We start from the raw sequence: 22,370 nt of genomic DNA, 5'->3' as shown, positions 1-22,370 counted from the left end.
GTGGCCATGGTCTCCGGCGGCACCGACTCCGTCGTCATGGCCCACCACCTCGCCACCCAAGGACACCACCTACACCTGCTCGCCATCGACTACGGCCAACACCACCGCAAAGAACTGATCTTCGCCGCCGCGACCGCCCACCGACTCGACACCCCCTACGACGAAATCGACCTCCGCGCACTACGCGCCCTCCACCGCGGAACACCCCACACCGGGCACATCCCCAACCGCAACGCCGTCCTGCTGTCCATCGCCTTCGCCCTGGCCACCAGCACCACCGCCCGAGCCGTCGCCATCGGCACCCGAGCCCAAGACCCCGACACCACCCCCGAGCTTCTCCGCCGATTCCGCGACATGCAGCTCACCGCCGACCCCGAACCACTCGACCTGCTCACACCACTGATCGAACTCCCCAAAACCGGCGTCATCGCACTCGGCACCGAACTCGGCATCCCCTGGGAACAAACCTGGACCTGCCTGCACGGCGACGAAGTCCACTGCGGAACCTGCGCCGCCTGCACCGAACGCCGCGCCGCGTTCACCACCCTCGGCCTGACCGACCCCATCCCCTACCGCGAACCACTACCCAACCACCCCTAGCCGCGACTCACGACTCCCGAGGAATCCGCGCCAACCGCGCCGCGCGGTCGGCGCGCCCCTCCGCCCGACCCACGATCCACAACGTCATCAGGTTCTGCACCGGGTGTAACACCCACCGCCACGCCCCGATCACCGGCAACGGCGGCGCCACCCGACCCCGCGCCCGACGCACCACCCGCGACCGCCACGCCATCTGCAACTCGAACAACACGATCCCGATCGCCGCCGGAGCCGCGAACATGATCGACGCCTGCACCCCGTACCCCTTGCTCGCCGCGTGCTCCCAGTTCAGGTAGATCGACCCCGCCAACAACACCAACATCATCAACCGCGGCCCCGCACCCGACCCCGCCGACGACGCGTACCGCTGCGCCAACCCCGCCACGATCAACGCCGCCGCGTCGAACACCAACGACACCGTCGCCGCCAACGGCGTCGGGATCGCGAACGACCGCGCGTAGTCGAACAACGACCACCACGAAATCCCCAACGCCACCACGACCACCACCAACCAGGCCGCCGTCGCCACCCACCGCAACACCCGCGACTCCGCCACCGGCGCGACCCGCTCGGCCACCACCTCGACGCGCTCCCGCACCGGCGCCTCGACCCGCGCCACCACCGGGACCTCGTCGACCACCGCCACGGAAGCCCGCTCACCGACGGGCACCTCGACCGTCGCCAGCTCCTCCACCGGATCCCGACCGAGCGCGTCCAACTCCGCGAGCAACTCCGGCGTCAACCGCACCAGGTTCCCCGTGTCGCCCACACCCCGCTCCCGGCGCCATTTCGACACCACACTCGACGCGTACGAGCGCTTCGTCTCCACACCGTGCCCGGCGAGCCACGCCCGCACACCGGCGGTCGTCGGCGGATCCACCCACGCGCACGCGTAGCGGATCTTGTCCGCCACCCCGGGCAGGGCGTCCAGCGCCGCCGCGTGATCGGCGTCGAGCACGTCGGCGTGGGGCGAGACCGAGACCATGGCACCGTCCTCTTCCAGCACAGCCACCGGAGCGCGCGGGTCGCGTCGACGGCTCGGACACCCAGACGGTGACCTCCGTCCCGACGGCGAGATCACGGTAGCGACCGCGCCACCGACCACCGCGCATCCCCCGAATGGCCCACACCACCCGTCCAGGCCCCGCGCGATACAGCCCGCCAACGCAGCGGAACCCCTCTCCCCCACCACCCCACGTCGGCCGCCCCTCCCCAGACCTCGCAGGCAGCACCACCGCGCCACCGGGCCCGCGGCGTTGACGATCACCGTGGCGGAGGCACGCCCGACCGGGCCCGCCGTCCAGGCGGTTTTTTTGTCTCCACCGGTTCAAGTCCCGGTCTGAGCCTGGACCCATAGTTAATTATCTTGATAGTGAATAGTGGATAGTTAGGTGCAGGAAGATTGATGGCGCGGATAGTGCTGGTCAGCGGGCATACGACGGCCCTGGAGACGGTAAGAAGACCGCCCCCGGACGGGAGTCCGGGGGCGGTCAGTGGCAGTGCGGCAGGTGGGTCAGGCGGGCGGGGTACCCGCGGCGACGAGGACCAGGTCGTCGCCCGGCAGCTCGATGCCGAAGCCGCCACCCGGGTTCACCACCAGGGTCAGACCGGCCAGGGCCTTGGCCAGGTCGCGGCCATCGGCCTGCTGGACGTTCTGCGCGTTCGGCGGCACGAACCGCGGCGACGAGTACACGACCAGGAACTGGCGGCCGTTGGCGTCCACCCCGATGCGCAGGCCGCCGCGGCCGTCGGACTCCAGGATGAACGGTGACTCCATGGCCGCGGCCAGGATCCACTCGTGGGCCAGCCACCCGGCCGCCACGTAGCCCAGCACCTGCTCGAACGGCGTCTGCGGCTCCGGGTAGCCGCGGCGGCGCGGGCTGGGCCGGTACTCGTCGTTGACCCAGGTCTCGCCGGTGAACCGGCCGTCCGGGCCGACCCGGTGGCCGCCCAGCAGGATCGCCGACGGCATGTCCGGGAAGTACTGGGGGTCGGCGTCCGGGTCGGCGCAGTAGACCCAGCCGCCCGGGGTGCGGGCGGCCTCGGCGCGCATCGCGTCGGTGACCGGGGGCAGGCCGGGGTGGTCGGCGACCGAGATCTCCCGGAGGTGCCCGGACCGCACGTACTCGCCGACGGACTCCGGCAGCACGTACCCGACACCGCCCGCCGCCGCCGTCACGGCGACGACCTGCCACGCGGCGCCCGAGATCCGGTACCGGTGGTAGGGCCGCTGGGCGAACTCGGGGGGCAGGCCGCGCTGCTCGAACGGGGTGCCCGCGCGGAACACCAGGTTGCCGTCGGGCCCGCCGTACCGGTCCACGTCCAAGTTCTCGATCATGACCGTGGTGACCGCGGCGAACGCCGCCACCGGCGGGTCGTCGCCCAGCACGGCCAGCGGCGACTGCCAGGCCGGGATCTCCTCCTCCAGCTGGAACTCGAGGTCCTCGGCGTTGACGAACAGCTGCCCGGTCAGGTGCGCGACCGCCTGCCCCACGTCGGCGAAGTCGACCGCGGTGCGCTGGTCCAGGCCCCACTGCACCCGGTACCGGTCGCCGACCCGCAGGATCGACCAGGCGCGGTCGCGCGCGGTGAACAGGCTGTAGAACCGGGGGCTGATCCGCTTCTCGACGATCACGGGTTCGAGCGAGCGCCGTACCTGCTCGGCGAGGGCGTCCGCCGCGGGCTCGTCCCACGGCCTGCCCATGGCGACCGCCGCGGCCCGGTCGAGCACGAGCGTCGGGATGTCGGCGGGCAGCCGGTGCCGCGCGGCCCGGATGTGCTCGAGCAGCGGCATCGCGGGCGGCACGCCGTGCGCGTCCAGGTAGTACGCGGCGGCGCTGGGCCAGACGTAGCGGCCGTCGGTGTGGAAGCCCATGGGCACGGTGCGGTCGGGGTCGAGCTGGTCGACGGTCACGCCGCGCGCGGAGAGCACGACGGGCGCGCCGCGCAGATAGGCCGAGACCGCCGCGCGTTCCCGCGTGCCGAGCACCGGCCGGTACCAGATCGGCTTGCCCGACTCGTCCACGCCGTCGAAGAGCCGCACCGATTCCGGCTCGCCGTCGTAGTCCTCGTCCGCGGCGAAGTAGGCGCGCTGCGACTGCTCGCTGGCGACGGCCAGCCGGAGCAGGCGCTCGGGGGCCAAGGCCAGGTTGCGCGGCATCAACCGCAGCTCGTCGGCCGCGTCCTCCTCCGACATCATGGCCGCGTTCAAGGGGGCTTGGACGTGCGCGGGCCGCTGACCGGGCTTGAACCGGTAGACCTTGTGGTGCCACACGCCCCGGTGGGGCTTGTACTCGCGCGCCCGCATGCGGTGGAACCACTGGCCGACGATGGCGGGTGGCGCCCAGTGCAGCTTGGCGCCGTCGGCCATGGTGACGGTGCTCCAGACCGCCAGCCGCGCCCCGACCGCCTCGCACTCGACCAGCAGCTCGTGCCAGCCCTCCGGGGCGGCGGCGGCGACCGCGCGGTCGATGGCGGCGAGCACGTCCCCGGTCGGACTCGAGTCGACCTCCCACTGGTCGTCCGACGGCGACCCGGGGAACCACACCGCGACGCTCTCGTCGCGGATGCCTTCACGGAGGTGCACGACCAGGCGGCGGCTGCTCAGGTGGCCCGCGAGGGGGTCCACGCCCGCCACCGGGTCGCCGCTGTCGAGGTAGAGGGTGCGCACCGTGACCAGGGACTCGAAGTCGGCGGGCGTCACCTGCTTGACGGTCCGCCCGTCCGGCAGGGTGACGAGCCGCCCGTCGACGGGCGCGCCCGGGTCGACGTACCCGGTCCGCCCCGGCCCCTCCTCGACGACGACCGCGCTATCCCCGCTGAACCCGATGCGCGTGCTCAAGAACCGTCCCCCGTGCGTTGTGTGCGTCCCGCCCCACAATAGGGGTGCCCCACTCCCCCGTTGTGCGGATTCACCCGGCCAGCGCGCCGAATTCGAGCCGCCACGTGTGGAACCAGTCACGGAACCACGGGTGGCGTTCGGCGAGCGGCAGGATCGAGCGGACGGTCTCGGCGTAGTAGGAGCGGGCCTTCTCGGGCCGGGGGTGGGTGTCCAGCCGCTGGACGTTGCTCAGCCGGTCGGCGAGCTTCACCAGGACGGCGTCGTCCGGCGCCGAGCCCAGCCGCGCCAGGTAGGCGGCCCGCGCCTCCTCCCGCCCGACCCCGTCGGCGCGCGGCGGCTTGGTCACCCAGTCGACCAGGGTCGCCACGCGGTGGCCGAAGCGGTCCCGGACCTCGTCGAGGGTGGTGTCGGTGTCCTCCACCACGTCGTGCAGGACGGCGGCCAGCAGGAGGTCGACGTCGGTCACACCGATCCCCTCGACCAGCACGACCGCCGCCTCGAGCAGGTGTTCGACGTACGGCTCCCCCGCGGGCCGCGTCTGGTCGCCGTGCCGCTCGACCGCGAACGCGACCGCTTCGTCGAGCACGGCCAGGTCGCCTTTGGAGAGTCGGTCGGCCCACCGGACGCGCAGGACAGGCCAGCCGTCGCGCGCCGTGAAGATCCGCATCACAGGCCTCGTTTCCGGCGAATGTCTCCGCCTGTAGTCACCCCTGGTAGGAACGCAGCACCCCGCGCAGGACCTCGAGGTTCGCCTCCAGCCGGACGCGGCGGAAGCGACCGGGCTCGGCCTGGTACTCGGCAAGTCCCTCAGGCGAGGTGAAAGCCTGCGCGGGCACGGCGTCACCATTCGGGGGGATGAACTTCACGACCTCGACCGCCGCGGCGACCGCCAACTCGAGCATGCCCGCCGCCCGAACCCGCTCCCCCGCCGAAACCCCACGCGGGTCGGCCCTCACCGCCCCCGCCAACCGCGTGGAGTACCGCATGAACTGCCCGGGGCACAGGATCCGCGACGGCCGATCCCCACCGTAGGCGGGCGGAGGCGGCGGAATCTCCTCGTCGAGTTCGAAGACGAACGTCCGGCCCGCGCCGCACCGGGGGCAGGTGCCCCAGTAGTCGGCGACCAGCGCGCCGCCGGGGTCCGCGCGGAGGGAGTGCTCGACCTGGAGGCGGTGCTCGCCGCAGTGGCAGGGGTGGAGGTCGATGTACAGGCGGCACTCCGGCGCCGAACGCGCGACAAGCATGTGTTCTCCCCGTCCGACCCCCGCTTCGCAGGCCACGCTAGCAGCGCGCGAGGGGCGGCTCACGGGTTATCGGAAACAGACCCCGAACGGATTTCGATTCCACTGTGGACGGTATGGTTCCATCATCCGAGCAGGCCAGGCACACGACCACCATCTCCATGGCGAACCAAGCGTGGACGTGCGCTCACCCAGGTAGCCGCTATCCGTACTTGAGGTGACGGGCCGACTGCCATCCGCAGTGAACTGGAGGACCTCGGGATGTGGGAGCGGGAGCTCGGCGAACTGGTTTCGCTGGCGGGTAACCAACGCGGGTTGGTCACACCTGGGCAAGCAGCGAAGCTGGGGGTCAGCGTCGAGGGGCTCGACCACCTGACAGAGACCCAGCTCATCCGCAGGCTGCCGAACGGCATGTACTACCTCAAGCACACCGACATCTTGGGCCGGAGGACCAACAGCCGTACAGCGATTGGCTTGCCCTGGAACCGGACAAGACCGTGCACGAACGCCACGAGAACGAGCGTGCTGGTGGACATGCGGGAACTGCTCCGCTACATGACTCCCCTCGCCAATAGGGTCCAATACCCATTCCCGGTGCACGGCAGGTCATTCATCGAGTACTTCATGCCGTTGCCGCACCTCGGCAGCCTGTCCCCCGCAACGTCCGGTCGTGCACCATGATGATGTTCCCCAAACAGGTCGAAGAGTACGGCGGATGATGCGCTCCACTCGCGGCACCGTGCTGGGGTCCGGAGCGGACGAGAAGACCATGACAGACGAACTCGTCGCCAACCTCGCCGCGGACGTCGTCAGCCAAAGCCTGTGGCCCGACATCAAGGATCGGTCCATCGTCTGAGCCGACGCCGGACACCGGGCTTCCGACAAGACGAGTACCGACCCGACCGCGCCCGGGTAGCCTCTACCGTGCTTGAGGTGGCGGACTGACCGCCGTCGTCAGGATCTGGGAGGAACCGGGATGTGGGAACGGGAGCTGGGCGAACTGGTGTCGTTGGCCAGGAACCAGCATGGGTTGGCCACGCCTGCGCAGGTGGCGAGACTGGGGATCAGCGCCGAGGGACTCACCCACCTGATGGACATGAGCCTGGTCGAGCGGTTCCCGAACGGGACCTACTACCTCAGCTATACGGACCGGGTTGGGACGATTTACCAACAGTCATATGAAGACTGGCTTTCCCTGGAGCCGCACGAGACGTCGTATGAACGCCGCAAGAACGAGTTGAACGCTGTGATGTCACACGGCGGCGCGGCCCGTCTGCACAGAATCGGCAAATACGTTGGAGCGCGATCGCACTTCACAGTGCGAAATGATCGCGAGGCGCTGCCGAATATTACCTTCACAGTCGCAGAAATCCCCAAAACGGAAGTAATGCGTGTCGAAGGCGTCCCTGTCACCACGCCCCTTCGGACCATCGCCGACCTCGTGGTCGAATGTGGCGGTGGAGCACCCGAGCGCCTGGTTTCCGATGCGGCGCATCTCGATCTCGTGGACCTGCGAGAACTGCTCGCCTACATGATCCCATTGGCCACGAAGGTCAGGTATCCATTCCCGATCCACGGCAGAGCGTTCATTGAATACTTCGCGCCAGATCTACACCTCGGCAGCCTGTCTCCGCGCAACGTGCGGTCGGCCACAGCAATGATGTTCCCCCAACAGGTCGAGGACATGCTGCCGGAAGCGCGACGTCTGCTGCACTCCACCCGCAGCATCGTGCTGGGGTCCGCGGCGGACGAGAAGACGGTGACCGACGAACTCGTCGCCAACCTGGCCGCGGACATCGTCAGCCAAAGCCTGTGGCCCGACATCAAGGACCGGTCCATCGTCTGAGCAGAGCCCGTCGACACGGCGTCTCGCGCACACCGGCGCGGTGTCGGTCGTCTCTACTCGGAACGGCGAACCACCCGGTCGATCGCTTCCCGCAGGTTCTGGATCTCCGCCGGATCGAAGGCGAAGACGCGCATGTCGTCCACGGCCTGTCTGCGGAATCCGGGATCCGACAGCAGGTCGGTCAACACCTGGGTGACGGCTGCGGCCCGTTCCTCGGGCGCGGCCGCGAACGCCTGGCGGATCCGGTCCGCTTGGTCCGCGGGTAGCGGTTGGTCGTTGCGGAAACCGGCGTAGGCGAACAAGATGTCCGACTTCTCTATCTGTCGGTCAGCAGTGAAGCCCGGATCGACAACGCCATTGAGCGCGAGGCGGATACCGTCCCATTTGCGTGTCATCCCCTCGGAGGTGTCAGCCTCCGCGCTGAGCCACCGGTGCAGCTGGTCGACGTAGAACTCGCTCTCCGCCCACTGCTGGTCGCTCCAGGTCTGCCACTCCGCTCCGGTGAGCCCGGCGGTGCGACCAAGCCGTTGGGACCAACTCCCCAGCTCGCCGCTGTCCACCAACCGGACGATCCGGTCCGCGGTCACGGCGACCCTGGCGGACTCGTAGACGGCGATAGGCTGCGCTCGCCTGTTCGACGGGTCGTCCAGATCCCGGCCGTAGAGCACGCGCTCGATCGACGACAGCGGGGCGGAACGCGCTTCGGTCTCCGCGAACCTCGTGATGATCGGCCTGCCGGAGCTGTCGTAGAGCTGCGCGCCGCGTGAGTCCACGGCCGCTTCGTGGCTCCCGTAGGCCCATTCCTGCCAGTAGAGGGCCCAGCGGTTGCCCTTGTTGCCGTCGTGCTCCTTGGCTTCCAGGTAGACCGTCGGGGTACCGAGGACGGCGGGCAACTCCATCGCACCGCTCTCCATGCCGATCTGCACGACGTCGTGCTGCTCGGTCAGCCGGTGGAAGAACAACGCCTGCTCGGCGTGGCTGAGGGGTTGTCCCCCGTTGCGGTCCGCGTCCCAGTAACCCACCAGGGTGTCGGCGTCCACGCCGTCGAGCACGCCGTCGCGCCGCCACTGGTCGAGCAGTTCCGGGCGCCGGGCGAACACGTCGTCGCCGAGCAGTACCGGTCGGACGTCCGGGTGGGACTCGCGAAGCGCCTCGATCGTCTGGCGCAGCATCTCCGGTCGGGTGTCCAAGTGGGGGCCGTGCCTGCTGCCGACCGGTTGGTCACGAGAGTCCCGAACCCAGAGCAGTGCGTACTTCTGACGCGTCCGCTCGCCCTGTCCGTCGCGGGGCGGTGTGGCTGCTTCGAGGCGGTCGACAACGTCCTGCGCGCGGCGCTCGCGGTGTTCTCCCCGCTCGCCGGACCCGCGCATCGCGTCGAGCATGTCTTGGCGCGCCTGCTCGGGGTTGTCCCGGATCGCGTCGAGCGTGAGCAGGTGCGCGCGGACCCAGCGGCTGTCGCCGTAAACGCCCTTGTCCTTGCCGTCGTCGTGGACCAATCGGATCCGGCTGGGATCGATGCCGTGGTCGTCGATGAGCCGTTGCCGCATCTTTATCGCGTCGCGCAGCGGTTGCGCCTGCATGTCGACGAGGTCGCGCGTCACCGTGTCCGCGCTTGAATCGGTGCGTGGGAGGCCGTTGCTCTGCCGCCAGTAGGCCGCGGCGTTGGCGTCGTTGGCCTCGATGCCGTCCGGAACCGGGCCCAGGTGCGCGACGTGTGACTGGTGCGCCTCCCAGCGGTAGGTGCCGATCGTGCGGTTGAACTCGTAGGCGATTTCCAGCGTGGTACCCCGGTCGGCCATCAACGCCGCGCTGTGGATGTACAGCTCGCCGCGCTGGTGGGTGTAGACCCGGAGGTTCTTGGAGTCCAAGCCCGTCACCGGCGAAGGGGTCTCGCCCACCTCGGCCATGAAGTCGCGTACGGCCCTGAGCTTCTCCGAGGTTCCGAGATCTCCCTCTTTGAGCCGGTCCACGAACGCGTCATAGCTGTCCGGAGAGCGTCGATCGGCCAGCGCGTCCCACCGCTCGACCATCGCCGGATCTGCCAAGGCGTCGGAGGGCGGCGCGTCGCCGGTGCGTTCCAGCAGCTGGGCTTGCCGAACGCGGGGTTGCTCACCCGAGTCCTGGACTTGCTCGGGTGAGCCGCCGCGCTCGGTGTCCGGTGTGTCGAACTGCTGCCCGTCGAGTTCCGACTTGTCCACCCACCGCCACTCCCGGTGGTCCCAGCGGGCGTCCGGCGGGTTGTCCGACAGCAGCGGGTCGAGGAACCTGCCGGCCAGCATCTCCGCTTCCTTCAGGCTCTTGTGGGCAAGAGCGGGCAGGGTCTTGGCGTATTCCGCGAAGCTGCGGGCCCAGTCCGGGTTCGGCACCTCGAAGCGCTTCGGCACCTGCAGGGCTTCCTGCTGGTCGATCCGCCAGGCGAACTCCCGCCGCAGTTCCGCGTGGGTCTCCCTGGCGTCCCACGGGCTGTTCGTGGCGAGCATGAGGACGTCGGCCAGGTCCTGGGACCGGATCGGCGGGGCACCCGACCTGCACGTGAACTTGTCCCTGCTGATCAGCACGCACTCATCGCATTTGGTTTCCAGCGTTCGGCTGCCGTGGGTGTACATGCCGGACACCTTGTGCGCCAGCGTCTCCTCCAACGAGATGACCCGCAGGTTCGGTGTCGCTCCCTCGGCGCCGGTCGAAAGAGCGCGGTCCGGGAACGGGACCACATCCGGTTCGCGCCACACCGGCCCGGCACCGGACGGATCAGGCCTCGGCCGCGGTGGGGCGAGGTCGACACTGAGGTCCATCATCGGGTCGACGCCGAGGTAGACGGTGTGGGAAAGGCGGACGCCGGTGCCGTTGAGCAGCGACTTCGTCGCACCTCGGACGAACGTCAGGTGGTCACCGAGATCACGCGCCAGAGCGCGCTCGTAGTCGCGGACCATGCTCTCCGGGTCCGCCGTCGTGGTCCTCGTGAAGTCGAGGTCGGTGCTCGATCTACTGCCCGGATAGCGGGCACGCAGCGCTTGCCCACCCTTGAGCACCCAGCCATCGGGGTTGTCCGCGAAGAACCGAGCGAGCGCGCGCCCGATGATGAACTGCTGGATCTCGTCTTTGGGCGTGGTCCCTCGTTGTGCCGCTTCGATTTCAGCATTTCGTTTGAGGTCGGCCGTAAAACGCTCGATCCCCGGAGCCGCATCTGCTGGCGGATTGGACAGGTCGGCCTCTGCCCGTTGTTCCGTATCCGACCGCTCGCTGTTGGGGCTGTCGTGGTGGCGGTCGCCGGGTGGTAGGTCGTGTTCGGGGCGTCCGACGTCGGCGAGGAAGGCGCGGACGTCCGACCTGCCGGACTCGGTGAGCAGCTGGTCGACCAGGCCGCGCCGCTCCGGGGCGCCCGCGGTGTCGTCGCGCAGGCCGAGGTGGTCGACCAGGGCCAAGCCCTCCCGGCGGACGCGGGCGAGGCTGATGGCGTCGGCCGGGGTCAGCTTGCTGTACTGCTCTGCCAGGACCCGCAGTTCCTGGGCGCGGCCCGCGTCCCGGCTGGAGGGGCGGGTGCCGGGTTCGGGGGTGCCCGGGCGCAGCGCGTCGTGGGCGGGGGGTGTTTCGCCGTTCGCGTGGAGTTTGCGTTCGTAGGCGATGGTGCCGAGTTCGTTGGCGACCGCGCGGTCGACGTGCCTGCTGTCCATGTTCCTAGATAGCTCGACGAGGTGCCTGCCGCCCTCGTGGTCGGCGGTGGTGCGGGCCACCATCCGCTCCGGAAGTGGGGCGGAGCGGACGTCGACGGTGTAGGAGCCGTGGGGATCCGTGACGCGGTGGGAGCCGTCCGCGAGCCGTTCGACGCGGGTGTGGTCGAATCCCCCGGCGATCCGCTCGACGGCGGCGCGGCCCTGGTCGGCCAGTCGTTGGGCGTGGGCGTTGCTCGCCTCGGGGACGCCGTGGCCGTGGAAACCCGAGTCCGGGACCGGTGGGACGTGCCGCCGCTCGGGGCGGGGGCGGTGGTCCTGGGTCGTGTCTTCGCCGCGGTGGGCGGCTTGCTGTGGCGCTCGGGTGGGGGTGTTCGTACCCCAGCTCGGGGTGTGGCCGGGCGGGTACGGTCCCTTGTGGACAGTCTGGTCGCCGTCCGGGGAGAAGGTGTGCCACTCGCCGTTGGGGGGCCAGGTGGGCTTGGCGGGCTTGCTGGGGTCGGCGCCGTGTTCGCGGCTGGAGGCGAACATGTTGCCGGTGTGGTCGACCCAGGAGTCGCCGGTCGGTGCGGTGACCTTGGTGCCGAGTTCCCGGGACAGCTGGGCGGCGAACCCGTCGCGGGTGCTGCCGGTGCCGCAGCCGAGGACGGTGACCGGGCCGCCGTCGTAGTCCGGGTTGGCGCGGATGAGGTCGGCCACCTGCCGCGGTGACAACGGGGTGTTGCCGACCCGCATCGCGTCGGCGGAGCCGTGCATGTCGACGAGGAACTGGCCGGGGATCCCCTGGACCCGTCCCGCCGTGTAGACGTCGTTGTTGTGGGCCGACTTCTCGTTGACGAACGGCGAGGCGGCGCCCGGGGCGAACGCGGACATGCCACCCGGGGTCGACCGCAGGTGCGGGCGCAGGGATTCCAGGGTCGGGTCGGCCAGGTGACCGATGCGGTCGCCGAGCGAACCCTCGCGGATCGGGCGGCTTTCCTGGCGGGGCGGGGTGTTCGGCCCGTAGTTCCGGTCGGGGCCGTCGTGGAGTTGCGGGGGCGCGTGCGGCCCGTCGATCCGGGGGTTCGGCTTCGGGGGCGACTGGGTGGCGGTCGAGGTGTCCGTTGTGGACGTGTTCCGGTCGCGGTACAGGTAGTCCGGGTTGGGTACGAACGGGCCGCGCACGAACTTCCTGTCGCCCGGGTCGTACGTCATCTTGTACCAGCCCTTGACGTACTTCCAGTCGATGCCGCCGGGGAAGAGGACCTCCGACTCGCCGCGGTCCTTCTTGCCGGTGCTCGGGTACAGGGTTGCGTCGGAGTAGATACCGCCCGGTGCGGTGATCTCGTAGAGGTACCGGCCGAGCGCGAAGTCCTCGGCGGTCTTGCGGTCGGTCGAGGTGGAGACGAAGGCGTTGGTCTGGCCGTCGGCGTGCTGGGCGATGTCCGGGGTGACACCGTTCGGGTACTTCGAGGCCCACTCCGGGCGGTTCGTGTACGGCGGGAGGAAACCGCTGGCCGCCGCGAGCTCCTCCGGGGACCGGGCGTCGCCGCGGTACAGCGTGTGATCGCGGTGCAACCAGTCGATGATCTTGCGGACGATCACCTTGGCCACGCCGTACTTCGTCGGGTCGACGCCGTGCATCGCCACGGGCGGGCGGTCCGAGTCGCCGCGGTCGATGCCGTACTCGCGGAGCTGGTCGGGGGTGAACGCGGGCCCGGACGGCTGTGTCTCCGGCCGGGTCGACCACGCGTTCTCGGGCGGCCCGGGCCGCCGCGGCGGCGCGCCAGGCCCGGGCGGCGGGTTGCCCTGCCATCCGCCGTTGCCCCGGTGCTGCCCCGGCGGGACACCCGGCCGACCCGGGTGGGGTGCCTGCGGTCCGTGCTGAAGTGGCGGTCGGTGGCCGGGTGGCGGCGCCTGGTGGAAAGGGCGGTTCGGCGGCGGGGCGAAGCCGCCGGGGCGTGTGGGTCCGCCGTGCGGGTTGCCCTGGGGCGCGGGCGGCCTACCTCCCGGCGGGAACCCGCCGTGGGGAGGCGTCTGGCCGGGTGGGCGAACGCCCTGGGGTGGGTTTCCCGGGTGACCGGAGTAGGCGGCGGGCGCTCCCGGGTGCTGTCGGGGCACGTTCGGCGGCCGACCGGGCCCGGCAGCGGGATCACCGGGCAACGTCCCCGGAACACGGCCCGGCGAGGTCCGCGTGCCATCCGGGGTGGCGCCGCCCGGGAAGCCGGGGTGCCCACCGGGAGCGTTCGGCCGGAAGCCCGCCGGCGCGTGCGGACCGGCCTGCACTCCTCCCTGACGTGGTGCCCCACCGGACAGCGCGTCGGCGATGCGGTTGGCCGGGCCGGCCTGAGCGCCAGGCTGATGGGCACCCGGCTGGCCGATGGCGGGCCGGGGCGGGTTCGTCGACGGGCCGGGATCCGCGCCGGTCGGACGGGAACCACCCGGCAGCCCGCCGGCGGCGGTCGGCGGACGAGCGGGACCACCGGGTGGCTGAGCACCAAGCGGACGGGAGCCGGGCGGGGGGAGGGAACCCGGGGTGCCCGCCGACGGGCCGCCAGTGGGCTGGATGCCAGGCGGACGCGAGCCGCCGGGAGCGCCTGCCCCGGTCGCGGGCCGAGAGGCAGGGGTGCCCGTAGTCGGCCCATTGGTCGGCTGTGCACCTGTCGGACTGCTTGGGGTGCCTGCCGCAGACGAGGAGCGGGAAGCGGTGGCACCCGAGGGCGGACCAGCTGCCTGCTGGGCACCATGCGGACGTGAGCCTGGGGTGCCCGTGGACGGGCCACCAGTCGACTGGGTGACTGATGGACGCGAGCCTGCCGGTGCGCCCGCCTGGGCAGTGGGGGGACGAGTGCCGGGAGCACTTGTGAGCGGGCCGCCGGTCGATTGGGTCGCGGGTGCGGGTGAAACCGGGGCACCGGCCGCCGTCGACGGACGGGAGGCCGGAGTACCTGCTGGCGTGCCCGGTGGACGCGAGCCGGCCGGGGCACCTGCCTGCGCACTGAGAGGGCGCGTGCCGGGAGTACCTGCCGACAGGCCGCCGGTCGGCTGGGCGCCGTGCGCACGCGAGCCGGCCTGGGCGCCGGCAGCCGCCGACGGACGGGAGGCCGGGTTGCCTGCTGGTGTGCCGCCTCCCGGAGCGCCCGGCGGACGCGATCCCGCGGGGTTGCCCGCCTGGGCAGTGGAAGGACGCGAGCCCGGGGTGCCCGTTGACGGGCCTGCGGTCGGCTGGGCACCGCGCGAGCCTGCCGGAGCGCCGGCGGCGGTCGAGGGACGCGAAGCAGGCCCGCCGGCCGGTTGAGCGCCGGGTGGGCGTGCACCGGTTGGGGTGCCCGCTTGTGTGGTGGGAGGGCGTGAACCAGCCGTGCCCATGGGTGGGCCGCCGGATGGCTGGGTTCCGGGTGTGCGGCCGGACAGGTCCGGAGGGCGTGCACCGGCAGAGGCGCCTGCTTGCGCGGTCGCCGGGCCCCCGCCGGGGGTGCGAGACGCGGCCGGCGGGCCGGCCTGCTCCGCAGTGCCTGGCACGCGGGGTGCGGAGGTCGGTCGGTTGGTCGGGCCGGTGGGGGTCTGTTGCGGCGTGCCCGTCGCGGTGGGGTTGTTGACCTGGCGGGGAGCGCCCGGAGTGCCCGCCGGGCCACGAGGGGCGGTGTCGGTGCCGCCCGACACCGCCGGTGCGCCGCTTGGTCTTGCCGCGCCCGGGGCGTTCGCCGTCCGTGGTGCGACGCTTGAGTCGGAGGACGCGCGGGGCGCGGTCTTGCCCAGGCCGTCGCCGGAGCGGCCGAGGTTGGACGCGTTCGACCGGTCGGTGTCGCGGGCCGCCTGCGCGGTGTCCTTGACCTTCCGCCCGCTGGTCTCCGCTGATTCCGCCGCCCGCTGGACGCCCTCGCGGGCGGTCTTGATCGCCTCATCCGCCTTGAACATGGCGACTTGGCCGAACACCCCCGCGCTCTGCGACGAGGCGCCGATGTTGAGCTTGCCGCCGACGCCGTCGCGGAGTTGGCCGCCGCGACCGGAGATGCGGTTGCCGATGGCGTCCATGCCATCGGGGTCCATGCCCGTCCCGGATCCGACTCCGGACCCGGGACCGACGGAGCCGCCCGGGGTGGGTGTGCTCGACCCGCCGTGGTGGGTGGTTCCCCCGTGGCTGCCACCGGGGGAATCGCCGTGCCTGCGCATCTGTCGGTCAGTGGGCCAAGCCGGGGTTGACGCCAGGGGTCTGCGGTTGGGTCTGCGGCATCTCGTACGGCTTGACCGCGTCGTAGGCGGTCTTGGCGTAGTCGCCGTAGTCGGAGAACTTCTCCAGGCCCTTCATCAGGCCGGACATCTTCTTCGACAGCTCGCCGATCCTTTTGCCGAATCGCTCCATCGCCTCAAGCAGCTTCTTCAGCCGCCCGGCGATCTTGGTGGACAGCCTGATCGCCTTGCCCATGGCATAACCCGCATAGGTGGCGACCGAGCTGCCGAGGGTCACCGTGGCCGACGCGGCGGCGATGATCGCGCCTGTGACCAGGTCGCCGATCAGGTCGGAGATCCAGTCGAAGACCATGGCGCGCAGCTCGCAGACCAGCGCGCCGGACAACGCGTAGATCGCGGCCGTGCCGTCCATCGTCTTGCCGAGCGCCTCGTACTGCGCCGCCATCTGTTCCTGCGACGCCCGGAACGCCTCGTTCGACTCGCCGGACCAGGAGCCGCCCATCGCCTGAACGTCGTCCCGGTGTTCTTGGGCGACCATCTTCATCTCAAGGGCGGCGGACTTGAGCTGGTCGGTGTTCGCGTTGATCTCGTCCGGGTTGCCGAGCAGGGCGTCGAGGGGCTCGCGGAGGAAGCTGATGTGCTCCAACAGCCAGCCGACACCGGCCGAGATGACCGAGCTGAGGGGGTCGGCGGCCGAGCCGACCACGTCGACGACCATCCCGGCGCCCCCGATGGCGGCGTCGATGACGTCGACGCCCTCACCCTCGGACTCACCGGTCAACGTGTCGACGAACCCGGCGACGCTCTCCACGGCGCCCGCGCCCTCGTACCACTCGGTCACGCTCTGCTCCCCCACTGCCGTTCCCCCTGAACGGCCATCGGCCAGAGCCTTGCACACCGGCACCGGGCGCGGGTCCGGAATGGCCGGGTTCGCCGCGTCAGAACGCGGGCCACGGGATGGGGCGGCCGTCCTCGTCGGGTTCGGGGAAGACCGGGGCGGCGAGCAGGGCCTGGGTGCGGGAGCGCAGGGCGGCGATCTCGGTCAGGGTGATGTGCGGGGCCAGTTCCTCGGGCAGGTCGTCCCCGCGTAACGCGGCCGACAGGGTGTGCAGGGCGTCGACCGCCTCGTCCGGCAGCGCCTCCCCCGCCCAGCCCCACAGCACCGTGCGCAGCTTCGGCTCCTGGTGCAGGCAGATGCCGTGGTCGACGCCGTAGACGCCGCCGTCGGTGCCGTGCAGGACGTGCCCGCCCTTGCGGTCGGCGTTGTTCAGCACGACGTCGAGGGCGGCCATCAGCGCGACCGGGGCGGCGTTCGAGTGGGCCAGGACGGCCGGGTCGCCGTAGCGGTCCAGGGCGCGCAGCACCGGGCGCCAGCCCTGGGGCAGCTCGTCCGGTGCCAGGACGTCGACCAGGTCGTCGCCCTCCTTGGTGTCCACCCACAGCTGCGCCATCCCCGGCCCGAAGGGGCCCTGGCGCAGCACCGTCGGCGGGATGACCGCCAGCCCGGCCGCCCGCGACACCAGGTACGCGGCCACCTCGCGGCCCGCCAGCGTGCCGTCGGGGAAGTCCCACAGCGGGCGCTCGCCGCGGATCGGCTTGTACACGCACTTGGCCTCGACGCCCTCGGCCTCGATGGCGCAGAACAGGGTCGCGTTGGACGCGTCGACCAGCCTGCCCTCGATGTCCAGGGTGCCGTGGCGCAGGAACTCCCCGGCGTCGGGGTCGGTGGGCAGCACGGCGGGTCAGTCCTCTTCGCTGCGGCGGTACCCGTTCTGCCGCGGGCACACGTGCCCCTCCGGGTCCAGTGGTTCCCCGCACAGCGGGCACGGCTTGCGGCCCGCGTTGACCACCCGGTCGGCGCGCTCGGCGAAGGCGCGGGCCTCGGTCGGGGACAGGAACACCCGCACCGCGTCCGGGCCGTCCTCGGTGTCGTCGAGCACCACCGACTCGTCGACCTCGCCCTCGGTGGCGGCGAGCAGCTCGATGACCACCGCGCGGGTCTCGGCGTCCCAGCCCAGGCCCATGGTGCCCACCCGGAACTCCTCCTCGACCGGCACCTGGAGCGGCTCGGCGTCGACGTCGTCGTCCTCGACCCGGTCGTCGACCTCGGCGCCGAAGCGGCGGTGGACCTCCTCCAGCAGCGACCCGATGCGCTCGGCGAGCACCGCGACCTGCTGCTTCTCGATGGTCACGCTGACCGTGCGGGCGCTCTCGACGGCCTGCAGGTAGAACGTGCGGTCGCCGGGCTGCCCGACCGTTCCGGCTATGAAGCGGTCGGGCTGACGGAAGACGTGGATGACACGGGCCATGGCACCTCCGACCTTATGGGACATCGTCGGGACGGGCAGGCCGTACCCGCCGGTGTCGCCGCACACCTAAACCGTATCGGGCGATCGGACGGGACTCGGTAGGGTCCTGCCTGTGGTGAAGATCGCTCCATACGGTACGTGGGTTTCCCCGCTCGGCGCCGCCGACGTGGCCCGCGCCGACAGCAGGCCGCGCTGGGTGCGCGCGCACGGTCCGGACACGTTCTGGGTCGAGGACCGACCCGCCGACGGGGGCCGCGTGACCCTGGTGCGCCACGACGGCGCGCGGGTCCGCGAGCTGACCCCGGCGCCGTGGAACGTCCGCAACCGGGTGCACGAGTACGGCGGTCTGCCGTACCTGGTCATGTCCGGCCGCGTCGTGTTCACCCACTGGGTCGACCAGCGGCTCTACCTCACCGACCTCGACGGCGCCGAGCCCCGACCGATCACCCCGGAGCCGAATGAGCCCCAGGGGCTGCGGTACACCGACCTGGTGGCGGGCCCGGACGGCACCGAGGTGTGGTGCGTGCGGGAGGACCACGACAACTTCCGCGAACTGGTCGCCGTGCCCCTCGACGGCGGCGAGCCGCGGGTGCTGGGCCGCACCCACCACTTCATGTCCGGCCCGAAGCCGAGCCCCGACGGCCGTCACGTGGCGTGGCTGGGCTGGGAGCACCCGGCGATGCCGTGGGACGGCACCGAGCTGTGCGTGGCCGCGGTCACCGCCGACGGGACGCTGGGCGCGCACCGGGTGGTGGCGGGTGGGCCGCGTGAGTCGGTGTGCCAGGTGGAGTGGGAGTCGGCGGACGCCCTGCTGGTGCTGACCGACCCGGACGGCTGGTGGAACCTGCGTCGTATCGGTGTGGACGGTGCCGCGGCGACGCTGGCGCCCGGCGAGTACGAGCTGGGCGGCCCGCTGTGGCAGCTGGGCTACCGGTGGTTCGCGCCGCTGGGCCGGGGCCGGTACGCGGTGCTGCGCGACGACCGGCTGGCGGTGCTCGACGAGCGCAGCGGCACGGTCACCGACGTGGAGACCGACCTGCCGCTGTGGACGCACTTCGACGCGACCCCCGACGGCGTGGTGGTCGGCGCGGCCGGTGGACCGCGCGAGGGGTGGCGGCCGGTGCGGCTGGACCTGTCCACAGGGGAGCTGGTCGACCTGGCCGGGGCCGAGGAGTCGGCGTACGCCGAGTACCTGCCCGAGCCGGTGGCGCGGTCGTTCGACAGCCCGGACGGGTACCGGGTGCCCGCGTACGCGTACCCGCCGACCAACCCGGACTTCGCGGCGCCGGACGGGGAGCTGCCGCCGTACGTGGTGTACCCGCACAGCGGCCCGACCTCGCGGGTCACCCCCGCGCGCAACCTGGACATCGCGTACTTCACCAGCCGCGGCATCGGGGTCGTCGAGGTCGACTACGCCGGGTCCACCGGCTACGGGCGCGCGTTCCGCGAGTTGCTCAACGGCGCCTGGGGCGTCGCCGACGTCCGCGACTGCGCCACCGTCGCCCGGGCCCTGGTCGCCGAGGGCACCGCGGACCCGCGCCGGTTGGCGATCCGGGGCGGGAGCGCGGGCGGGTGGACCGCGGCGGCGGCGATCACCACGGTGGACGTGTTCGCGTGCGCCGCGATCAGCTTCCCGATCCTGGACCTGTCCCCGTGGGCCGAGGGCGGCGTCGACAGCCACGACTTCGAGTCCCGCTACGTCGAGGGCCTGGTCGGGAGCCTGCCGGAGCACCGCGAGCGGTACCTGGCGCTCTCGCCGATCAACCACGTCGACACCCTCGCCGGTCCGGTACTGCTGCTACAGGGCCTGGACGACCCGGTGTGCCCGCCCGCGCAGGCCAACCGGTTCGTCGCGGCGCTCGACGGCACCGGTGTGCCGCACGCGTACCTGACGTTCGAGGGCGAGAGCCACGGCTTCCGGCGCGCGGAGACCATCGTCACGGCCCACGAGGCGGAGCTGTCGTTCTACGGTCAGGTCTTCGGCTTCGACACCGACGCCCCGACCCTGGAGCTGCACCGATGAACCGCACCCACCCCGCCCGCCTGCGCCCGGGCTCGACGGTGGCGCTGGTCGCCCCGGCCGGGCCGGTGGACCCGGACCAGCTGGCCCGGGGCGTCGCGGTGCTCCAGTCGTGGGACCTGGTGGTGAAGGTCGGCGACCACGTCCTCGACCGCCACCCGAAGCTGCCGTACCTGGCGGGCGCCGACACCACCCGGGCCGCGGACTTCCAGAAGGCGTGGACCGACCCCGAGGTCGAGGCGGTCCTGTGCGCGCGGGGCGGCTACGGCTCCCAGCGCCTGGTCGACCTGCTGGACTGGGACGAGCTGGCCGCGGCGGGTCCCAAGGTGTTCGTCGGCTCCAGCGACACGACCGTCCTGCACGCCGCCCTCGGCGAGCGCCTGGACCTGGTGACCCTGTTCGGCCCGATGATGGCGGGCACCCTGTTCGACGAGGAGGCCCAACGCCACCTCCAGGACACCCTGTTCTACCCGGAGAGCGTGAAACGCCTCATCGGCCCCAAAACCGCGACGGCGGGCCACGGCCTGGCCCGAGGCCGCACGGTGGGCGGCAACCTCTCCCTGATCTCCACAACCCTGGGCGCCGCGGACTTCTACCCGCCGCCGGACGGGGCGATCCTGCTGCTCGAGGACGTTGGGGAGTCGCCGTACCGGGTGGACCGGATGCTGACGCAGCTGCTGCGGGCGGGCTGGTTCACCGGGGTGTCGGGGATCGCGCTGGGGTCGTGGTCGGGGTGCGGGGACCTGTCGGAGATCTACGGGGTGACGGAGGACCTGCTCGGGGGGCTCGGCATCCCGATGGTCTGGGAACTAGGCTTCGGCCACTGCCCGGGCCAACTCACGATCCCCCTGGGCGCCGACGCCACCCTCGACGCCGACGACGGCACGCTGATCATGACGGAACCGGTGCTCTCCTAGCACCGCCCGTGGGCCGCGCGATCCCACCGGAAACCGCGCGGCCCAGGTGAAACCCAAGCTCCCGAAAACCCGCGCAGCACGGACAACGCGACTCTTCGTGTATCCGTTCCGGCACGGTTTCCCACGTAAACCTGCCTTGACCACACGTGCCTCGGCTCGGGGATCGCTGGTTGGCTGCGCGGGTCCGGTGGACCTCAGTCGACGGCATCACCGTGTCCGTCGTGGACCGGAGGTGATAGCGGCAGGAGCGGTTCGCGCCAGGCTCCGGGTGGAGGCTGGCGGTCAGCGCCACGTGGGGTATTCGCGGCGGTCAGGGTGAGGAAGCGGTCGACTGCGACTCTTGCTTCCGCTCTGGGGTCGGACGGGGGTGTTTCGCCTAGTAGGGCGCGGATTTGGTGGTCTTGGATCACCAGGCCGTAGAGGAGTCGGAAGGCGTCCGGGGTTCGGGATGCCGTTGGCGGCCAGGTAGGACTCGACCAGAGGGCCCGTTGTGTGTCGGCCGTGTTGGAGTACCAATTCTGCGAGTTCGGGGGCGGCCATCGCGGCTCGGTTGATTGCCGGGGACGGGGGGCTCACCAGCAGGCCCAGCAGGTTCTCGGCGATGGTGATCAGTTGGTCGCGGAACGGGGCGGGGGTCGCGAGGGCGGTGGTCACGGCCGCGGTGACGGTGTCGGCTTGGCGGCGGATCAGGTCGGCGAGCAGACCGGTGCGGTTGCCGAACCAGGCGTAGAGGCTCGACGACCGCGCCTTTGTCGCCTCGATGCGCGGCATCAACGCCGTCGTCCGCAACGTTGCCTTCGCGCCGAGTTTCTTCGGGGCGCTGGTGCTCACCGCCGTGGCCTTGGCACTGCACACCCGCCGACCGGTGCGGCGGGTGCTGGTGTGGGCGGTCGCGGCGCTCGTCCTCTACGCCGCCGCCTTCGCGCTGACGATGGCGGTCAGCGTGCCGCTCAACGAGTGGCTGGCCGCCGCGGGCGTACGCGGACCCGGCCGCGGTGCGCGCGCAGTACGAGGGACCGTGGGTGGCCTGGAACATCGTGCGGACGATCCTGTCGACGCTCGCGGTGGTGTGCTTGGTGGCGGCGGTGGCCGCGCGTGCCCGGATCAGGGCCCCTCGAGCGGTCTGATCTCCTTGCGCAGGCCGCGGCCCTGGGTGCGGCCGACGACGGCGAGCGCGACCGCCAAACCCAGGGCGATGAACCGGGAGGCAACCTCGGCTTCACTCGTCGACAGGCCCATCGAATACACCACCGGTATGCGCGCGATCGCGTCAACGAGGAACAAGGTCGCGCAGACCGCGGTCATTGTGCGCGCTTTCCTCCGCAGCACCGGATTCCGCCGCCAAGCCGCGTCCCAAAGGGACGGTTTGCCGAGGAAGCGGCGGGCCAGGTGGTACGCCACCGGGCGGCCGAACAGCAGTGAACAGTAGCAACCCACCGCGAAGGCGGCGGTGAAGGCGGAATCCTTGGCGATCGCCACGCGCGGGTCGCCGACCAGCAGTGCGGCGATCACGGCCGCGGCGAACAGGAGCAGGATGAAGGCCGCGAGGCCGTCCAGGCGCTTGGTGTGGATCGCGGTGAAGAGCACGCGGAGCAGGGACGTGGAGCCCGCCGCGGCGATGGCGATGAGGTCGGACACGCCCAACAGGTGCAGGGCCAGGTAGACGCCCGCGGGCAGGACGACGTCGATCAGCAGGAGTGGCAGCATGGCGCGGCCGGTCGCGGGACGCGTTTCGACGGAATGACGGAGTTCTCCGTT

16 protein-coding genes and 1 pseudogene are annotated in these 22,370 nt (G+C 71.4%); 7 read left to right on the top strand and 10 right to left on the bottom strand.

Annotated features, from left to right (window positions below; all coding sequences use genetic code 11):
- Positions 1–6: 6 nt before the first annotated feature.
- Entirely contained in the window at positions 7–600 is a 594-nt protein-coding gene (locus V5P93_RS18605) for a 7-cyano-7-deazaguanine synthase (RefSeq protein ID WP_245931545.1), read from the top strand.
- Positions 601–607: 7 nt separating this feature from the next.
- On the opposite strand, the gene V5P93_RS18600 is transcribed toward V5P93_RS18605, so the two are convergent.
- The 4 genes from V5P93_RS18600 to V5P93_RS18585 form a co-directional block, all read right to left on the bottom strand.
- Entirely contained in the window at positions 608–1,585 is a 978-nt protein-coding gene (locus V5P93_RS18600; protein ID WP_104481356.1) for a DUF2637 domain-containing protein, read from the bottom strand.
- 528 nt (positions 1,586–2,113) lie between these two features.
- Positions 2,114–4,441, bottom strand: a complete 2,328-nt coding sequence (locus V5P93_RS18595) for a glycohydrolase toxin TNT-related protein (RefSeq protein ID WP_104481355.1) — start codon at positions 4,439–4,441, stop codon at positions 2,114–2,116.
- Between the two features lie 70 nt (positions 4,442–4,511).
- On the bottom strand, positions 4,512–5,108 hold the full coding sequence (locus tag V5P93_RS18590) for an HD domain-containing protein (RefSeq protein ID WP_104481354.1): 597 nt from the start codon (positions 5,106–5,108) through the stop codon (positions 4,512–4,514).
- A 37-nt stretch (positions 5,109–5,145) separates the two neighbouring features.
- The gene (locus V5P93_RS18585) at positions 5,146–5,685 is read right to left on the bottom strand and encodes a hypothetical protein (RefSeq protein ID WP_104481353.1); all 540 of its coding nucleotides are present in this window, start codon (positions 5,683–5,685) and stop codon (positions 5,146–5,148) included.
- 258 nt (positions 5,686–5,943) lie between these two features.
- On the opposite strand from V5P93_RS18585, the gene V5P93_RS18580 reads away from it, so the two are divergent.
- The 3 genes from V5P93_RS18580 (at position 5,944) to V5P93_RS18570 (ending at position 7,528) form a co-directional block, all read left to right on the top strand.
- On the top strand, positions 5,944–6,363 hold the full coding sequence (locus V5P93_RS18580) for a type IV toxin-antitoxin system AbiEi family antitoxin domain-containing protein (RefSeq protein WP_104481352.1): 420 nt from the start codon (positions 5,944–5,946) through the stop codon (positions 6,361–6,363).
- Positions 6,364–6,397: 34 nt separating this feature from the next.
- Positions 6,398–6,538 carry a hypothetical protein gene (locus V5P93_RS18575; protein WP_181043712.1) on the top strand — a complete coding sequence of 47 codons (141 nt, stop codon included), beginning with the start codon at positions 6,398–6,400 and terminating at the stop codon, positions 6,536–6,538.
- 120 nt (positions 6,539–6,658) lie between these two features.
- Positions 6,659–7,528, top strand: coding sequence for a type IV toxin-antitoxin system AbiEi family antitoxin domain-containing protein (locus V5P93_RS18570; protein WP_104481351.1), 870 nt, complete (start codon positions 6,659–6,661; stop codon positions 7,526–7,528).
- Positions 7,529–7,581: 53 nt separating this feature from the next.
- Here V5P93_RS18570 and V5P93_RS18565 read toward each other — a convergent pair whose 3' ends face one another.
- From V5P93_RS18565 to V5P93_RS18550, 4 genes are all read right to left on the bottom strand, one after another.
- A complete protein-coding gene (locus V5P93_RS18565; protein ID WP_245931544.1) occupies positions 7,582–12,819 on the bottom strand; it encodes a nucleotidyl transferase AbiEii/AbiGii toxin family protein in 5,238 nt (1,745 codons plus the stop codon).
- 2,536 nt (positions 12,820–15,355) lie between these two features.
- Positions 15,356–16,207, bottom strand: a complete 852-nt coding sequence (locus V5P93_RS18560) for a WXG100 family type VII secretion target (protein ID WP_146108225.1) — start codon at positions 16,205–16,207, stop codon at positions 15,356–15,358.
- 97 nt (positions 16,208–16,304) lie between these two features.
- Positions 16,305–17,102 carry an SCO1664 family protein gene (locus V5P93_RS18555; protein ID WP_104481348.1) on the bottom strand — a complete coding sequence of 266 codons (798 nt, stop codon included), beginning with the start codon at positions 17,100–17,102 and terminating at the stop codon, positions 16,305–16,307.
- 6 nt (positions 17,103–17,108) lie between these two features.
- Positions 17,109–17,675 carry a DUF3090 domain-containing protein gene (locus tag V5P93_RS18550; protein ID WP_104481347.1) on the bottom strand — a complete coding sequence of 189 codons (567 nt, stop codon included), beginning with the start codon at positions 17,673–17,675 and terminating at the stop codon, positions 17,109–17,111.
- 112 nt (positions 17,676–17,787) lie between these two features.
- Here V5P93_RS18550 and V5P93_RS18545 point away from each other — a divergent pair, with 112 nt between their 5' ends.
- Positions 17,788–19,698, top strand: coding sequence for a prolyl oligopeptidase family serine peptidase (locus V5P93_RS18545; protein ID WP_104481346.1), 1,911 nt, complete (start codon positions 17,788–17,790; stop codon positions 19,696–19,698).
- Positions 19,695–20,612 (top strand): LD-carboxypeptidase, encoded by a 918-nt coding sequence (locus tag V5P93_RS18540; RefSeq protein ID WP_104481345.1) that lies wholly within the window; start codon positions 19,695–19,697, stop codon positions 20,610–20,612. Before V5P93_RS18545 ends, V5P93_RS18540 begins: the two co-directional genes overlap by 4 nt.
- Before the next feature lie 282 nt (positions 20,613–20,894).
- On the opposite strand, the gene V5P93_RS18535 is transcribed toward V5P93_RS18540, so the two are convergent.
- Positions 20,895–21,443: a hypothetical protein gene (locus V5P93_RS18535; RefSeq protein ID WP_146108224.1), complete on the bottom strand. Its 549-nt coding sequence runs from the start codon at positions 21,441–21,443 to the stop codon at positions 20,895–20,897.
- On the opposite strand from V5P93_RS18535, the pseudogene V5P93_RS18530 reads away from it, so the two are divergent.
- Positions 21,373–21,555 (top strand): annotated as a pseudogene (locus V5P93_RS18530) (DUF1772 domain-containing protein); the annotation flags it as partial. The gene V5P93_RS18535 and the pseudogene V5P93_RS18530 sit on opposite strands and share 71 nt — an antisense overlap.
- Positions 21,556–21,716: 161 nt before the next feature.
- On the opposite strand, the gene V5P93_RS18525 reads toward V5P93_RS18530, so the two are convergent.
- The gene (locus V5P93_RS18525; RefSeq protein ID WP_104481344.1) at positions 21,717–22,319 is read right to left on the bottom strand and encodes a VC0807 family protein; all 603 of its coding nucleotides are present in this window, start codon (positions 22,317–22,319) and stop codon (positions 21,717–21,719) included.
- Positions 22,320–22,370 lie beyond the last annotated feature (51 nt).

This window comes from Actinokineospora auranticolor (genome assembly GCF_041897805.1).
Lineage (GTDB): Bacteria > Actinomycetota > Actinomycetes > Mycobacteriales > Pseudonocardiaceae > Actinokineospora > Actinokineospora auranticolor.
This window is presented reverse-complemented; position numbering and strand designations above follow the sequence as displayed.

Coding starts and splice junctions, on each gene's coding strand:
- V5P93_RS18605 (WP_245931545.1), top strand. CDS start 7: ATGGTCTCCGGCGGCACCGACTCCGTCGTCATGGCCCACCACCTCGCC.
- V5P93_RS18600 (WP_104481356.1), bottom strand. CDS start 1,585: ATGGTCTCGGTCTCGCCCCACGCCGACGTGCTCGACGCCGATCACGCG.
- V5P93_RS18590 (WP_104481354.1), bottom strand. CDS start 5,108: ATGCGGATCTTCACGGCGCGCGACGGCTGGCCTGTCCTGCGCGTCCGG.
- V5P93_RS18585 (WP_104481353.1), bottom strand. CDS start 5,685: ATGCTTGTCGCGCGTTCGGCGCCGGAGTGCCGCCTGTACATCGACCTC.
- V5P93_RS18580 (WP_104481352.1), top strand. CDS start 5,944: ATGTGGGAGCGGGAGCTCGGCGAACTGGTTTCGCTGGCGGGTAACCAA.
- V5P93_RS18575 (WP_181043712.1), top strand. CDS start 6,398: ATGATGCGCTCCACTCGCGGCACCGTGCTGGGGTCCGGAGCGGACGAG.
- V5P93_RS18570 (WP_104481351.1), top strand. CDS start 6,659: ATGTGGGAACGGGAGCTGGGCGAACTGGTGTCGTTGGCCAGGAACCAG.
- V5P93_RS18565 (WP_245931544.1), bottom strand. CDS start 12,819: ATGCACGGCGTCGACCCGACGAAGTACGGCGTGGCCAAGGTGATCGTC.
- V5P93_RS18550 (WP_104481347.1), bottom strand. CDS start 17,675: ATGGCCCGTGTCATCCACGTCTTCCGTCAGCCCGACCGCTTCATAGCC.
- V5P93_RS18540 (WP_104481345.1), top strand. CDS start 19,695: ATGAACCGCACCCACCCCGCCCGCCTGCGCCCGGGCTCGACGGTGGCG.
- V5P93_RS18525 (WP_104481344.1), bottom strand. CDS start 22,319: ATGCTGCCACTCCTGCTGATCGACGTCGTCCTGCCCGCGGGCGTCTAC.